General features: G+C 70.4%; 13 protein-coding genes. 5 read left to right on the top strand and 8 right to left on the bottom strand.

Features of this window, described 5'->3' with window-relative positions; genetic code table 11:
- Positions 1-37 precede the first annotated feature (37 nt).
- From TSO221_RS19330 to TSO221_RS19320, 3 genes are all read left to right on the top strand, one after another.
- Complete coding sequence (locus tag TSO221_RS19330) at positions 38-409, top strand: response regulator (protein ID WP_109120155.1); 372 nt, start codon at positions 38-40, stop codon at positions 407-409.
- Positions 410-626: 217 nt separating this feature from the next.
- Positions 627-902, top strand: a complete 276-nt coding sequence (locus tag TSO221_RS19325; RefSeq protein ID WP_109120154.1) for a hypothetical protein — start codon at positions 627-629, stop codon at positions 900-902.
- Positions 903-1,306: 404 nt separating this feature from the next.
- Positions 1,307-1,555 carry a hypothetical protein gene (locus TSO221_RS19320; protein WP_109120153.1) on the top strand — a complete coding sequence of 83 codons (249 nt, stop codon included), beginning with the start codon at positions 1,307-1,309 and terminating at the stop codon, positions 1,553-1,555.
- Between the two features lie 133 nt (positions 1,556-1,688).
- Here TSO221_RS19320 and TSO221_RS19315 read toward each other — a convergent pair whose 3' ends face one another.
- The 7 genes from TSO221_RS19315 to nifJ all read right to left on the bottom strand — a co-directional run bounded on the left by TSO221_RS19315 (position 1,689) and on the right by nifJ (position 11,617).
- Positions 1,689-2,114: an OsmC family protein gene (locus TSO221_RS19315; RefSeq protein ID WP_109120152.1), complete on the bottom strand. Its 426-nt coding sequence runs from the start codon at positions 2,112-2,114 to the stop codon at positions 1,689-1,691.
- Positions 2,115-2,183: 69 nt separating this feature from the next.
- Complete coding sequence (locus tag TSO221_RS19310) at positions 2,184-2,714, bottom strand: hypothetical protein (protein WP_109120151.1); 531 nt, start codon at positions 2,712-2,714, stop codon at positions 2,184-2,186.
- Between the two features lie 113 nt (positions 2,715-2,827).
- Entirely contained in the window at positions 2,828-4,405 is a 1,578-nt protein-coding gene (locus tag TSO221_RS19305) for an MBL fold metallo-hydrolase (RefSeq protein ID WP_109120150.1), read from the bottom strand.
- A gap of 12 nt (positions 4,406-4,417) precedes the next feature.
- The gene (locus TSO221_RS19300; RefSeq protein WP_109120149.1) at positions 4,418-5,299 is read right to left on the bottom strand and encodes a ribose-phosphate diphosphokinase; all 882 of its coding nucleotides are present in this window, start codon (positions 5,297-5,299) and stop codon (positions 4,418-4,420) included.
- Complete coding sequence (locus TSO221_RS19295; RefSeq protein ID WP_109120148.1) at positions 5,296-6,804, bottom strand: thymidine phosphorylase family protein; 1,509 nt, start codon at positions 6,802-6,804, stop codon at positions 5,296-5,298. Before TSO221_RS19295 ends, TSO221_RS19300 begins: the two co-directional genes overlap by 4 nt.
- A gap of 208 nt (positions 6,805-7,012) precedes the next feature.
- Positions 7,013-8,014, bottom strand: coding sequence for a dihydroorotate dehydrogenase-like protein (locus TSO221_RS19290; protein WP_109120147.1), 1,002 nt, complete (start codon positions 8,012-8,014; stop codon positions 7,013-7,015).
- Positions 8,015-8,029: 15 nt separating this feature from the next.
- Positions 8,030-11,617 carry a pyruvate:ferredoxin (flavodoxin) oxidoreductase gene (gene nifJ / locus TSO221_RS19285; protein WP_247878130.1) on the bottom strand — a complete coding sequence of 1,196 codons (3,588 nt, stop codon included), beginning with the start codon at positions 11,615-11,617 and terminating at the stop codon, positions 8,030-8,032.
- A gap of 515 nt (positions 11,618-12,132) precedes the next feature.
- On the opposite strand from nifJ, the gene TSO221_RS36470 reads away from it, so the two are divergent.
- A complete protein-coding gene (locus TSO221_RS36470; protein WP_158284141.1) occupies positions 12,133-14,064 on the top strand; it encodes a nitrate- and nitrite sensing domain-containing protein in 1,932 nt (643 codons plus the stop codon).
- Positions 14,065-14,076: 12 nt separating this feature from the next.
- On the opposite strand, the gene TSO221_RS19275 is transcribed toward TSO221_RS36470, so the two are convergent.
- Positions 14,077-15,087 carry a hypothetical protein gene (locus TSO221_RS19275; RefSeq protein WP_109120145.1) on the bottom strand — a complete coding sequence of 337 codons (1,011 nt, stop codon included), beginning with the start codon at positions 15,085-15,087 and terminating at the stop codon, positions 14,077-14,079.
- 216 nt (positions 15,088-15,303) lie between these two features.
- Here TSO221_RS19275 and TSO221_RS19270 point away from each other — a divergent pair, with 216 nt between their 5' ends.
- Positions 15,304-15,525 carry a hypothetical protein gene (locus TSO221_RS19270; RefSeq protein WP_109120144.1) on the top strand — a complete coding sequence of 74 codons (222 nt, stop codon included), beginning with the start codon at positions 15,304-15,306 and terminating at the stop codon, positions 15,523-15,525.
- Positions 15,526-15,532 lie beyond the last annotated feature (7 nt).

Here is a 15,532-nt window from a genome sequence, read left to right as displayed (position 1 = left end):
CCGGTCAAGGCGCCCCGTCGGGGCAGATCATCGAGCCATGATCAACGTCACGCTCATCGAAGACGACGCAATGGTCCGCGAAGGCACGGAGGCCTTCCTCCGCGCCGCCGGCTATCTGGTGATCTCCGGCGCGACCGGCGGCGAGCTGGCGTGGAAGATCGCCGAATCCGGCGTGCAGCCGGACGTGCTGCTCTGCGACTTCCGGCTCGGCGGCTGCACCGCGCTGGAGGCGGTGCCGGAAGCGATGGGCGCCATCGCCGGCCGGGTGCCGGTGATCATCCTGACCGGGGATTCCGCCCCGGAGGTGCGCGAGGAGATCCTCGCCCGCGGCTGGCACCGGATGCTGAAACCGTTCACCCCGAACGAGCTGCTGTTCATGCTCAGCCAGATCGAGACCCGGGTCGCCTGACGGCGTACCGATCCGCGTACGGCTTTGGCCGCGGTCGTAGCGCCCTTCCTCCCCTCCTACCACCTCCCGCAGCCGCCGGACGTTCAGGCGCATTTGAGCGAAAAGCCAAGGCGAAGCCGGGCGCTTGCACTGCTATGGTGAACCCAAGACCGGAGTCGCCGTGGGACTTCTCCAGCGCGCCGGGTCTTCCTCCGGGGGTTTGCGCCAGGGGTTCGGAATGGGTGCCACCGCCTTCCTCGTCGATTTCGAGAACGCCACGGACGTGGCACGGAAGCGGACGCTGCTGCAGGGCTGGAGCGAGAGCACCCTGCGCAACACGCTCAACCGCAACCGCCTGGAGACCATGAGCGACCCGGACGGCCCAACGCTGCGCCGGCTGCTGTCCGGCTCCATCCTGATCCGCTGCGAGTTGGCCCGGCGCACCGCCGCCGCCGCGCTGGAGCCCCAGGCGCCCGCACGGCAGCCGACCGGACGCCGCCCCACCGCCGCCTGAGCGGACGGCATAACCTGTTTATACCAAAGGATATTCCGGCCTCGGAGGGATTATCCCCAAAAACTGTGGATAACCCTGTTGGCGAATCCCGGGACGAATCACTCCGCCTGTGACAGATTAAGGACGGAAGACACCTTGCCCGCTTTTTAGGCGGCGCGGAAAATGGCGGAAATCCTGACATAATGGCGCATGCGCCCATTTTTCAGGCGTGTTTCCGGGTTGCCGACGGCCCTTGCCGGAGTCAAGCGAACGTCTCGGCAACCTGTGAACAATCCTCAGCCCGGCGCACCGTTTCAGGATCCCCCTTTGGTCGTAGTGCGCCGCCGGACGGCCGGACGAATTGAAGCGTGCGCGCCGGGACCGCGGCGTGGTAGGAACGCCGCATCCAGGAAGGGGGTGCCGCCTTGGCTCCAGCGATCTTCAAGCCCTACAAGGTGCAGTTCAGCCGCATCACCAGCGGCCTGCGCGGCCGGTCGGAGCGTGACCTGCACGTCGACCGCCTGAAGCGCTTCGTCTCCGAACAGGGCATGGCCGGCGAGTTGCACTCGATCCTGCCGTCGGGCGCCTTCGGCATCCTGGAGGTCCTGTGCACCGAACGCCTCGCCCGCCGCCTCAGCGATCTGAGCGAGGTCGAGGTGGTGCTGGAGGGATAGTCTCCCTCTCCCGCCCCGGGAGAGGGAGGGGCCCGCTCGGAGAGCGGGAGGGTGAGGGTAAGTCCAAGGATCCTTGCCTATACCCTCACCCGGCGCCTGCGGCGCCACCCTCTCCCGGGACGGGAGAGGGTTGTCATGCCAGCCGGGCGTTCAGCGTGATCTCGGTGCCGGCCAGCGCCTTCGACACCGGGCAGTTCTTCTTGGCCTCGTCGGCGAGTTTGCTGAACGCCGCCTCGTCGATGCCGGGGACCTGCGCCTGGCAGTCGAGCTCGATGCGGGTGATGGCGAAGCCGCCGCCGGCCTGCTCCAGGTGCACGCGCGCCGTGGTGCGCACGCTGGTCGGGGTGTGCCCGGCCGACGCCAGCCCGTGCGAGAACGCCATCGAGAAGCAGCCGGCGTGCGCCGCCGCGATCAGCTCCTCCGGGTTGGTGCCCTGGCCGCTCTCGAACCGCGATGGAAAGGAGTACGAGCCCTCGAACGCCCCGGACCCGAGCCGCATCGAACCCTTGCCGCTCTTCAGATCGCCGCGCCACTCGGCATCGGAACTGCGCATCACCATGGTGTGCCTCCCTCGTGTTGACCGCACGCGAGGAAGCTAGGGCCGCCGCGGCGCCCTCCAAGCTGGCCGTCAGTCGAACTCCTGCAGCACCTTCGGGCTCTGGTCGAGCAGGCGGTCGATCATCGCCAGCGTGTGCTCGATCTTGGTGCGGGTGGCGTCCAGCTCGTCGGCGGTCTTGTCGTCGATGCCCGCCTCGAAGAGCATCATGTCGAAGTAGCCGAGCACCTCGTTGAACGACGTCTGCTCCGAGGTCAGCACGTCGAACGCCCCCAGCGAGTGGGTCAGCGCGATCGGCGGGTCGCTGATGAAGGCGTGGCTGATGTCGGTGAAGAAGGCCAGTTCGTTCAGTTTCTGCCGCACCAGCCACTGCGCGAAGTTGGGCGGCAGCAGATCGCCGCTCTCGGCGATGCGCTCCTGGATGGAGAACATCAGGCCCTGGATCTCGCGGTGCCGGTTTCGGATCTCGCGGAACTGCGGAAAGGTTCTGGGCGGCGGCCCGTTGCGCAGCCTGCCTATCTCGGCAATGTCAGCCTGGAGCTTGCGCGCCATCTGCTTGACGACGTTCGCCACGCGCGGATCCGCGGGCTTCTTCTCCGCCATCGGAAACCCCTTGCTACCCCAACCCTCACCCAAGCGTCTTCAAGGAGTCATACTCCGAAGCGACAATAATGTGGAGAAACAAAACATCGCACCTCCACCCCGGCAGGACGAAATCATTGCGGGATTGCTTTGCGGACACGCTCCAGCAGATGGTCGCGCGTGCGGTCGTCGGGCGCCGCCCGCAGCGCCTCGCCCAACTCCAGCAGGGCCTCGGCGTAACGGTTGTGCCAGTCGGCCCCGCCCATCGCCGCGGCCGGCAGGCGCGGCGCGCCGTCCCCGGCCGTCTGCGGACGCGGCTGCGTCAGATCGACCGTCTCGTCCAGGTCGGGAACGCGGATGCTCGCCGGATCCCAGCCCTTGGCCAGCAGCGCCTGCCGGATCGCCTCGCGGGCGCCGGGCTCGCCGTGCACCAGGAACAGCCCGCGCCCGACGCCCTGCCGGGCCTCCAGCCAGTCGAGCAGCCCATCGCGGTCGGCGTGGCCGGAATAGACGTCGAGCGAACGGATGCGCGCCCGCACCTCGACCTCCTCGCCGTGGATGCGCACGCGCGGGGCGCCTTGCCGCAGCGTGTGGCCCAGCGTGCCGGGCGCCTGATAGCCGACCAGCAGCACCGTCGTCCCCGGCCGCCACAGGTGGTTCTTCAGGTGGTGGCGGATGCGGCCGGCGTCGCACATGCCGCTGGCCGCCATGATGATGGCGCCGCCCCTCAGCGCGTTGAGCGTCTGGCTCTCCGCCACGCTGAGCACGCGGTGGAAGTTCGGCCGCACGAAGGGATCGTCCCCCGCACTGCCGATCTCCGCGAGATGGCGGCGGAAGACGCCGGTCACCGCATCGGCCAGCGGCGAGTCCAGGAACACCTCCACCGGCGGCAGCACCCCGGTGTCGAACAGGCGGTCGAGGTCGTAGAGCAGTTCCTGCGTACGCTCCACAGCGAACACCGGGATCAGCAGCGGCCCGCCCGCCTCCAGCGCCGCGCGCACCTCCGCGGCCAGCAGGGCGCGGCGCTGCTCGTGGCCGAGCTCCTCGCGGTTGCGGTCGCCGTAGGTGGTCTCCATGACCAGCCAGTCGGGGTGCACCGGCGCCTCGGCGCCCTCGTGGAAGGCCTTGCCGCCGGGGCCGACGTCGCCGGAGAACAGCAGGCGGACCGGATCCCGGCCGTGGTTCGCCACCTCCAGTTCGACCGAGGCGGAACCCAACAGGTGTCCGGCCTGCCAGAAACGCGCCCGCACGCCGGCGATCACGTCCACCCAGCGGTCGTAGCCGACCGGCTTCAGGCGCTTCAGCGAGGCCCGGGCGTCCTCCTCGGTGTAGATGGGCTGCACGGCGGGCCGGCCGCGCTGGCGGTTGCGGCGGTTCAGGCGCTCGACGTCGGTCTCCTGGATGTAGCCGCTGTCGGGCAGCATGTATTCCAGCAGGTCGACCGTGGCCGGCGTGGCGTAGACGGGGCCGCGGTAGCCCTGGCGCACCAGCTTCGGCACCAGCCCGGCATGGTCGATGTGCGCGTGCGTCAGCAGCACGGCGCGCAACGAGGCCGGGTTGAACGGGAACGGCCGGTAGTTCAGCTCGCGCACCGTCTTGGTGCCCTGGAACAGGCCGCAGTCGATCAGCACGTCGCCGTTGCCGGTGGAGAGCCGGAAGCACGAGCCGGTGACCGTCCCGGCCGCCCCGTGGAAGGTGAGCGTGAGCTTCATGTGCGGCCCCTTCTATCGATTCAGCGCCTCGGCGATCATCGGCGCCAGTGGCAGGGCGTTGGACGGGTGCGGGACGCCGTCGCAGGACATCACGCTGTCGATCCCCTCCATCGGGAAGCGCGCCGCCGTTCCGGCGGTGAACAGCGCGTGCACCGCCGCCACGCGGACCGACGCGGCGCCCAGCGCGCGGGCGGCGCGGGCACAGGAGAAGATGGTCTCGCCGGAGCTGATGACGTCGTCGACGATCACCACCGGCCGGCCGCGCAGATCGGCGGTCTCCGGCAGCACCACGGTGACGTCGCGGTCGCCGCGCCGCTCCTTGCGGCCGCAGGTCCACGCCACGCCGAGGCCGCGGGCGGTCGCCTCGATCAGCGGCTCGGCCTCCTCGTCGGGGCCGACGACGACGCTGTCGGGGTCGAGGCCGCGCAGCGCGGCGGCGATCACCGGGGCGCCGGACAGCGCGTCGGTGCGCCGTCCCGGGAACACCTCGTCGAGCTGGCCGGTGCGGTGCAGGTGCGGCTCGACGCAGAGGATGCGGTCGAAGTGCTGCGCCAGCCATGCGCCGACCACCTTCTGGCTGACCGGCTCGCCGGGGCGGAACACCGCGTCCTGGCGCATGTAGGCCATGTAGGGGGCGACGAGGCACAGCTCCTTCGCGCCCTCGCGCCGCAGCACCGAGGCGGCGAGCACCAGCTCGATCAGCTTGTCGTTCGGACGGTCGAGCGAGCGGTAGACGACGGCGCGCTCCATGCGCTCCGGCACGCGCACCAGGCTCTCGCCGTCGGGGAAACGGTGCAGCTCGGCGATGGCGCAGGGGACGCCCAGCGCCGCGGCCAGACGCTGTGCGCCCTCCGCCGATTCCGGGAAGCCGTAGACGCCGGTGTAGCGGCTCATGGGTGGTTCTCTCCGTTGCCGCCGTTGATGCGGACGCCGCTGTCCTCGTCGGCGTGGCCGCGGGCGAAGGCGAAATCCGGGGCGGTGTGGGCGTGGATGCGGTAGAGCGGCTCGCCCTTGCGGACGGTCGCGCCGACCTTGTGCAACAGGTCGATGCCCGCCCCCTTCTCGGACGGCGCGCCGGCGAGGCGCGCGATGCGGGCGATGCGGTAGCAGTCGATGGCCGTCACCACGCCGTCCCCGGACGCCGCCACCTCGTGCACGAGGTCGCCCAGCCGGGACGGCCGCGGCGGCGGCCCCTGTTCGGTGATGATGCGCTCCATGGCGGCGAGCGCGGCGCCGCTCTCCAGCAGCTCGCGGGCACGGCGGACGCCGGTGCCGCCGCGCACCGCGGGGTCGAACTCGATGATGGTGCCGGCGAGGTGCAGCGCGCGCTCGCGCAGGTCGGCGGGGGCGGCCGGCTCGTTGCGCAGCACCGCCATCACGTCGCGCGCCTCCAGCACCGGGCCGATGCCGAAGCCGACCGGCTGCGAGCCGTCGGTGATCGCCACCTCCAGCACGAGGCCGAGCTTGTCGCCGACGAACTCGAACAGCTTGCGCAGGCGCACCGCCTCGGCCATGGAGCGCACCTTGGCCGAGGGGCCGACCGGGATGTCGACCAGCAGATGCGAGGATCCGGCCGCCACCTTCTTCGACAGGATGGAAGCCACCAGCTGCTCGCGCGTGTCCACCGCCAGCGGGCGCTCGACGGCGATCAGCACGTCGTCGGCCGGGGAGAGGTTGACGTGGCCGCCCCAGACCAGACAGCCCTTCACCGTGCGCACCATCTCCTGCATGCGCTCGACGGGCACGTCGACGTTGGCCAGAACCTCCATGGTGTCGGCGGTGCCGGCCGGCGAGGTGATGGCGCGCGACGAGGTCTTCGGGATCGGCAGCCCGTGCGCCGCCACCAGCGGCACCACGATCATCGAGGTGCGGTTGCCGGGAATGCCTCCGATGCAGTGCTTGTCCACCACCCGCGGCAGGTCCCAGGTGAGGCGGGCGCCGGCCGCGACCATGGCGCGGGTCAGGCCCAGCACCTCGTCGGTGGTCATGAAGCCGGCGCAGGCGACCAGGAAGGCGGCGACCTCGATCTTCGAATAGCGCTGCGCGGCGATGTCGCGCACCACGGCGTCCAGGGCGGCCTGGTCCAGCTCGGCCCCGGTGACCTTGGCGCGCACCATCTCGAAGCTGACCGGCGGGTGGGGATGGCGCACCTCGACCCGCGCGCCGTCGGGCATGCCGAGGTGGCGGAAGGCCGGGGCGGACAGGCCGATCTCGTCCGGCTTGAGGATCGAGGAGTCATCGACGATGTTGAGCACCGCCGGCAGCGCCTTGCCGTTGCCGCGCACCTCGACCCGGCCGAGGCCAAGGAAGTCCTCGACCTTGTAGGCGGCGCACTGGCGGTTGAGGAAGGCGACGTTCTCGCGGAACGTGTCGATCGCGAGATAGCGCAGCGTCAGCATGATGGGCTCGGTTGCCGAAACGATGGGCAGCTTGGCAAAGGCATCCGGGCGCGGTCAAGGCGGAGGGGGGAATATACCCCTCTCCCGTCCCGGGAGAGGGTGGCCGCGCAGCGGCCGGGTGAGGGTCATTGCGAGGATCCTTGGACTTACCCTCACCCTCCCGCGCTCCGCGCGGGCCCCTCCCTCTCCCGGGGCGGGAGAGGGTTTTTCACCACCCCTCGCGCTTCCAGCCCTGCAGGATCTTCTGGTAGTTGCCGCGCTCGAACGCCGCGGGATCGGGGCAGCGCAGCAGGTTCATGCTGCCCTGCGCCTGGGCGAGGGACTCGTACTCGTGCTCCTCCAGCCAGCGGGTCAGCTCGCCCCGCAGGACCGCCAGCCGCTCCGGACCGTGCCTGAGCAAGGCGGAGACCACCTGCACCGCGTGGGCGCCGGCCATCACCGCCTTCAGCGCGTCCACCGCCGTGTGCACGCCGCCGGACGCCGCCAGCGACGGCGTGACCCGACCGGACAGCGCCGCCAGCCAGCGCAGCCGCAGGCGCAGCTCGTCGGGGCGCGACAGCTCCAGCGTCGGCGCGGCCTCCAGCGCCTCGACGTCGATGTCCGGCTGGTAGAAGCGGTTGAACAGCACCAGCCCGTCCACCCCCTCCGCCTCCAGCCGCTTCACCAGCGCCGGCAGCGCGGTGACGTAGGGCGACAGCTTGACCGCCAGCGGGATCTCCACCGCCGCGCGGACCATGCGCACCAGCTCGACCATGCGGTCCTCGACGGCCTGCCCCGACACGTCCGGATCGGTCGCCATGAAGTACAGGTTCAGCTCCAGCGCGTCCGCCCCCGCCTGCTCGATCAGGCCGGCGTAGCGGGTCCAGCCCGACGGCGTCATGCCGTTCAGCGAGGCGATCACCGGCACGGAGACCGCCTCCCTGATGCGCGCCACCTGCCCCAGGTAGGCGTCGGGGCCGAGCGCGTAGCGGTCCAGCGGCGGGAAGAAGCCGCGCGCCTCGGCCGACAGGAACGCGGTGCTCTCGCGCGCCTCCAGCGCGCCCATCTCGACGCGGGTGATCTGCTCCTCGAACAGCGAGTGCATGACGATGGCGCTGGCCCCGGCGTCCTCCAGCCGCCGCACCACGTCCAGGTCGTCCACCAGCGGCGAGGCGCCGGGCATCAGCGGGTGGGCCAGTTTCAGGCCCAGGTACTCGGTCGTCAGGTCCATGGCCGTTCCTCCCGCTTAGTCGTCGTCGCTGGGCATGCCGGGCAGCGGTTCGGCGAAGCCGGCCATGTGCTTGTAGAGGTCGTACTTCAGCCGGTTGTTCTCCTCCGCCCGCTTCAGCAGCTCGCGGAAGCGCTCGGGGTCGTCGCGTTCGACCACCTGGAAGCGCGCCTCGCCGGCCATGAAGTCGCCGAGCTTGACCTTCGGCGGGCCGCTGTCCATCTCCAGCGGCGCCTCCCCGGTGTCGAGCCGGCGCGGGTCGTGGCGGTACAGCGGCCAGTGCCCGCTGTCCACCGCCAGCTTCTGCTGCTTCAGCCCGTGCGCCATGTCGTAGCCGTGCGCGATGCAGTGGCTGTAGGCGATGATGAGGGACGGGCCGCGGTGGCTCTCCGCCTCCATGAAGGCCGCCACCGTCTGCGAGTCCTTGGCGCCGAAGGCGACCTGCGCGACGTACACGTGCTCGTACGCCATGGCGATCATGCCCAGGTCCTTTTTGGCGACCGAGCGGCCGGCCATGGCGAACTTGGCCGAGGCGCCGATCGGCGTCGCCTTCGACTGCTGGCCGCCGGTGTTGGAGTACACCTCGGTGTCCAGCACCAGGATGTTCACGTCGCGGTCCGACGCCAGCACGTGGTCGAGGCCGCCGTAGCCGATGTCGTAGGCCCAGCCGTCGCCGCCGACGATCCACACGCTCTTGCGCACCAGATGGTCGGCCAGCTCCTCCAGCCGCCGCGCCGGCGGGCCGTCGAGGCGGGCGAGCTGCCGGCGCAGCTCCGCCACCCGCTCGCGCTGGGCGGCGATGGCCGCCTCCTGGTTCAGGTCGGCTCGCGTCATGTCGGCGGACAGGATCGCCGTCACCAGGTCGGGGTTCAGGCCGGAGGCCAGCTGCGCCAGCAGGTCGCGCGCCTGCTCGCCCAGCGCATCCAGCGCGACGCGGATGCCCAGGCCGAACTCGGCGTTGTCCTCGAACAGCGAGTTGGCCCAGGCCGGGCCGCGGCCGTCGGCGTTGGTGGTGTAGGGCGTGGTCGGCAGGTTGCCGCCGTAGATCGACGAGCAGCCGGTGGCGTTGGCGATCACCGCCCGGTCGCCGAACAGCTGGGTGAGCAGCTTGATGTAAGGCGTCTCGCCGCAGCCGGAGCAGGCGCCGGGGAACTCGAACAGCGGCTCCAGCAACTGCGTGTGCTTGACGGTGAACGGCACCTGGGCGCGCGGCGCCTCGGGCAGCGCCAGGAAGTAGTCGAACAGCGGCTGCTCGTGCGCCAGCTCGGCGAAGGGGCGCATCTCCAGCGCCTTGCGGCGCGGGTTGGCCTTGTCCTTGGCCGGACAGACCTCGACGCACAGCGTGCAGCCGGTGCAGTCGGCCGGCGAGACCTGCAGGCGGTAGCGGCTCGGCCCGAACTCGCTGCCCTTGTAGGCCAGCGTGGTGAAGCCCTCCGGCGCGTCCGCCACCGCCGCCTCCGGCACCGCCTTCACGCGGATCACCGCGTGCGGGCAGACCATCGCGCACTTGTTGCACTGGATGCACAGCTCGGCGTTCCAGGCCGGCACCTCGGTGGCGATGCTGCGCTTCTCGTACTTCGCGGTGCCGGTCGGCCAGGTGCCGTCCACCGGGAAGGCGGAGACCGGCAGCCGGTCGCCGTGCCCGGCGATGATCGCCGCGGTGACCCGCTGCACGAAGTCCGGCGCGTGCGCCGGCACCACGGCGGGCCGGGCGTGGCCGGCGGTGACCTCGGCCGGCAGCTCGATGCGGTGCAGGTGGGTCAGCGCCTCGTCCACCGCGGCGAAGTTCCGCTGGACCGCCTCCTCGCTGCGGCGGCCGTAAGTCTTCTGGATGGCGGCCTTGATGTCGTCGATGGCCTCGTCCTGCGGCATCACGCCGGACAGCGCGAAGAAGCAGGTCTGCATGATGGTGTTGATGCGCCGGCCCATGCCGGTCTCGCGCGCCACGGCGGTGGCGTCCACGGTGTAGAGCTTCACCTGTTTGTCGATGCAGGCCTTCTGCACCTCGCGCGGCAGCGTCGCCCACACCTCCGCGGGCGTGCCCGGCGCGTTGAGCAGCACGGTGGCGCCGGGGGCGGCCATCTCCACCACCTCCATGCGCTCCATCAGCGGGAAGTGGTGGCAGGCGACGAACTGCGCCTGCCGGATCAGGTAGGGCGCGCGGATCGGCGTCTTCGCGAAGCGCAGGTGCGACACGGTGGTCGAGCCGGACTTGCGGCTGTCGTAGACGAAGTACGCCTGGGCGAACTGCCCGGTGTGGCCCTGGATGATCTTGATGGAGTTCTTGTTGGCCCCCACCGTGCCGTCGGCGCCGAGGCCGAAGAACACGGCGCGCGAGACCTCGTCGCCCTCGATGGCGAAGTCCTCGTCCCAGGGGATGGAGCTGTGCGTCACGTCATCGACGATGCCCACCGTGAAGCGCCGCTTCGGCCGCTCGCGCGCCAGCTCGTCGAACACCCCCCGGACCATGGCCGGCGTGAACTCCTTGGACGACAGGCCGTAGCGGCCGCCGATCACCAGCGGCTCGTCCTTGAGGCTGCCCGCCGCCCGCGCCTCGCCCAGCGCCGCGACCACGTCGAGGTACAGCGGGTCGGCGACGGCGCCCGGCTCCTTGGTGCGGTCGAGCACGGCGATGCGCCGCACCGTCTCCGGCAGCGCCGCCACGAAATCGACGATCGAGAAGGGGCGGAACAGGCGGACGACGACGCAGCCCACCCGCTCGCCCTTTGCGGCGAGGAAGGCCGCGGTCTCGGCGCAGGTCTCGGCGCCGGAGCCCATGGCGATCACCACGCGCTCCGCCTGCGTGTGGCCGACGTAGTCGAACAGGCGGTAGCGGCGGCCGGTGCGCCTGGCCAGCCGGTCCATCATCTCCTGCACGGTGGCCGGGCAGGCCTCGTAGAAGCGGTTGCAGGACTCGCGGGCCTGGAAGAACACGTCGGGATTCTGCGCCGTGCCGCGCAGCACCGGATGGTCGGGGCTCAGCGCATGGCGGCGGTGCGCGGTGACCGCCTCGTCGCTCAGCAGCGCGCGGAGGTCGTCGTCCGCCAGCGTCTCGACGCGGCTGACCTCGTGCGAGGTGCGGAAGCCGTCGAAGAAGTGCAGGAACGGGATGCGGGCGGCCAGCGTCGACGCGTGCGCCACCAGCGCCAGGTCGTGCGCCTCCTGCACGCTGGCCGAGGCCAGCATGGCGAAGCCGGTCTGCCGGCAGGCCATGACGTCGGAATGGTCGCCGAAGATCGACAGCGCGTGCGTCGCCACCGTGCGCGCCGCCACATGCATGCAGAACGGCGTCAGCTCCCCGGCGATCTTGTACATGTTGGGGATCATCAGCAGCAGGCCTTGCGACGCCGTGAAGGTCGTCGCCAGCGCGCCGGCCTGGAGGGCACCGTGCACGGCGCCGGCGGCGCCGCCCTCCGACTGCATCTCGATCACCTGGGGGATGGCGCCCCAGACGTTGGCCTTGCGGTGCGCCGCCCACTCGTCCGACAGCTCGCCCATCGGCGAGGACGGGGTGATCGGGTAGATGGCGATGACCTCGCTGGCGCGGTACGCGACCGACGCGGCGGCCTCGTTGCCGTCCATGATGGCGATGGCGGGGTTCGGCATGGCGCTTCCCTTCGGCAGGCGATGCGGGCTGGAGAAGTCTGCGCCTTCAGCGGGTTGCGTGCCATGACCGAAATCAGGTCGGGCGCTGCGGCTTATGGCAGCAGCACGGCGGCACCGGCCACCGCACACAAACGTCGAACGGAGATCGTCGCGCCATTATTCCCAGTTGCCGGAAAAGCGTCGTTGGCTCCCAGGCAAAAGAGCATAGCGCACAATTCAATACGCTGAGATTGCAAAAGAACTTTCGAATAAATGCAACACCATACGCCCCAAACACAAGAAAACCCACAATCCGATTGTGACTCAAAAACTGCCAGATCCAAACCAGAGCGCAATGTTATGGTAATTTTTCCAGGCCTATTCTCCAGCTTCGAGGTGAAGCTCTGGAGGCGGCGATGAGGCTGCACAATGTGAAGATTGCAACGCGCGTCCTGCTCGTCGCGCTGCTTCCATGCCTTGGAATGCTCGGGCTCGCCGGCGAAATGCTCCTGGAGAAGCGGCAGGAAGGGCGCGAGATGGACAAGCTCGTCCGGCTTTCCAACGCCGTGTCCAACATCAACGGCCTCGCCCACGAACTGCAGAAGGAGCGCGCCGTCTCCGTCGGCTACGTCGGCAGCAAGGGCCAGACGTTCCGCGCCGAGTTCGATACGCAACGGGACGCCACCGACCGGGCGCTCCGGCTCTTCGACACGGCGGTGGCCGGCATCGACCGGCAGACGGTGCCCGGCGGCTTCATCCGCAACCTCGAAACGGCGCGGGCCGCCGTGGCGAAGCTCGACGCGACGCGCAAGCAGAGCCTCGCCCTGACCCTGACGGCTGCGGACGTCGCCGCCTACTACACGGCCACCGTCGGCACCCTGCTGGACGTGATCGGCGAAGCCGCCTTCGCCATCAAGCACGCCGACGTGCCGCGGGCGATCCTCGCCTACGTCAACCTGATGCAGGGCAAGGAGCGCGCCGGACAGGAACGGGCGACGGGCATGCAGGGCTTCTCCGCCGGCGCGTTCAGCGAAGACCTGCTGCGCCGGCTGGCCCTCCTCGCGGCAACCCAGGACTCCTACTTCCGGACGTTCGAATCCTACGCGCGCGAGGACCAGCGCGCGCTGTTCCGGCAAACCATGGCGCACGAGACCGCGGGCGAGTTGGAGCGCCTGCGCAAGGCGGTCGCGGAGGGCGGCCTCTCCGGCAACCTGAAGGGCGCCGACGGTCCGTCCTGGCTTCGCGTCACGACCGCGCGCATGGACCTCATCCGGTCGGTGGAGGATCGCCTCACCGCCGACCTCACGCAGATGGCGGAGCGCATCGCGGCGGACGCGGCCACCGAATTCTACGCGGTGCTCGCCATCGTGCTGGCCCTGCTGGCGACCGTCGGAACGATCGCCGCGGTCATGGTCCGCGGAATCGTGCAGCCGATCAAGGCGATGACGGGCACTATGACGCAACTGGTGGACGGCAACCTGGACGTCCGCATCCCGGCGGCCGGCCAGAGGGACGAGATCGGCGCGATGGCCGCGGCGGTCGAGGTGTTCAAGGGCAACGCCCTCCACGCGCGGCGGCTGGCGGCGGAGCAGGAGGCCGAGCGGCAGGCGAAGGAACACCGCGCCGCCGCCATCGAGGACCTGCTGCGGCGCTTCGACCAGAGCGTCTCGGGTACCCTCGGCAGCGTCACGTCGGCCTCCGGCGAACTCGGCCGGACGGCCGCCAGCATGGCCTCGCTGGCCGAGCAGACCAACGAGCAGGCCACCGCCTCGGCGGCGGCGGCCGAGCAGACCTCGGCCAACGTGCAGACCGTCGCCGCCGCCGCCGAGGAGATGGTGGCGTCGATCCAGGAGATCAGCCGGCAGGTCACGCGCTCCAACGAGATCGCCGGGAAGGCCGTCGTCGAGGCCCAGCAGACCACCGGCTCTGTGCGCAGCCTCGCCGGGGAGGCCGCGCAGATCGGCGAGGTGGTCAAGCTGATCCAGGACATCGCCTCGCAGACCAACCTGCTGGCCTTGAACGCCACCATCGAGGCGGCGCGCGCCGGCGAGATGGGCAAGGGCTTTGCCGTGGTGGCCAGCGAGGTGAAGGCGCTGGCCACCCAGACCGCCCGGGCGACCGAGCAGATCGTGGCGCAGATCACCAACGTGCAGACGGCGACGCAGGAGACGGTCCAGGCCATCGAAGGGATCGGCACGACCATCGCGACCATGAACGAGATCGCCTCCGCCATCGCCGCGGCCATCGAGGAGCAGAACGCCACCACCAGCGAGATCACCCGCAACGTCCAGCAGGCGGCGCAGGGCACCGAGGAGGTCACCAACACCGTCGTGCAGGTGAACCAGATCGCCACGCAGACCGGCACCGCGGCTTCGCAGGTGCTGGACGCGTCGAACCAGCTCTTCCGGCAGGCCGACACGCTGCGCCTGGAGGTGGAGACGTTCCTCGGCCGGATCCGGGCGGCCTGAGGCGCGGCACGCCTACGGCTGCCGTGCCAGCGGGCGCCAGTCCGGCCCCGGCGGGGTGTCGTGATCGCTGCCGAAGGTCTGGCCGCGCGGGTTCACCCATTGATAGCGCGGACCGTTCTTCAGTTCGTAGTCCTGGCCGGTCGCGGGATCGGTCCAGCGCTCGACCCCGCGGGTGGCGTCGCTGCGGTTCTGGCTCATGCGGTTCTGCGCGGCGACGCCCGACCAGTAGCTGCCGCTGATGGTGGCGGCGATCTCCTGCCCGGTGCGGGTGACGATCCCGCTGACGTTGCCGGTGGTGCCGAGTTGGGCGGCCCACCATTGCGGGTTCGGCGTGAAGCTGCCGACCATGTGGGCGAGCAGGCCCGCCGCCTCGGCGGCGCGGTGCTCCGGGGCGTGGAAGCCGTACAGCAGGTGGGCATCCCAGACGCCCGTCTGCCCCGTGCCGGTGAACATGGTGGCGGCGAAGACGTAGGCGGCCCAGCGGCCGTACTGGTTGGTGCAGGCGAAGGCGGCCTCGCCGGCCTGCACGGTCTGCTGCACCATGCCGCCCTGCTGGAAGATGCCGTTCAGCCGCTGCGTCATGTCCGGGCGCGGCCGGTTGTCGACGACCCCGAGGGCACTGCCGCACGAGGCGCCGAACCGCCGCTGCCCGTAATTCCGGGCGAAGACGTGGCCGGGCTGGTAGTTCCACAGGATGAGGGTCTGCCCGTATCCCGGGCTGTAGGGCTGGCCCTCGCGGAATCCGAGCATCCGCATCGTGTCGTTCATGATGGAGAACACCGGGACGTCGGCGTCGCCGAGGAACAGGCCGATCTGGTTGTCCGGCGACACGGCGGCGACCGGCATGACGACGTCCACCGCAGAGCGGCGCACCGTGCCGCCGCTCACCCCCCAGCCGGCCGGCACCTGGACGGTGAAGGCTCCTTCGCGGGGATCCTGGAAGGTGACGAACTGTGCCTCCGCCACCGCCGGCGCGGTGCACAGCAGGACGAGGCAAACGGCGGCGACGGCGTTGCGGGGCATGGGCACCCTCCCGGTCGCGGGATCTCGTCCGAGAATACTGCTCCGGCGCCGGACGCCGGGGGTACGCAGAAGCATGGGGCGCCGTATCCCGTGTGGGTAGCGGGGGGCCACGGAACGTCCGGCCCGCGGCCCTGTTCTGGGTAGCGGGCGAGACCGTGGGGAGCGGGCGCGCCCGGATAACCAGGACCCAGGCACACATCCCAGGGGGACAGGGCGATGACGAATCTCGTTCTCGGCGAGGTGCTCGACAAGGCGCACGAAGGCAAGCCGTTCCGCGACATCCTCAAGCTTTCCCCCTCCGCGCTCCAGGGGGTGACGGAGAAGGACGCCGAGGCGCTGAAGTCCGCCTTCGGCATCCGCACCATCGAGGACATGGCGGGCAACAAGTTCTTCAGGCTCGCGCAAGCCCTCGTCACCATGGCCGCCTACGAGCGATAGCCGCGGC

The organism is Azospirillum sp. TSO22-1 (genome assembly GCF_003116015.1).
Classification (GTDB): Bacteria; Pseudomonadota; Alphaproteobacteria; order Azospirillales; family Azospirillaceae; genus Azospirillum.
This window is presented reverse-complemented; position numbering and strand designations above follow the sequence as displayed.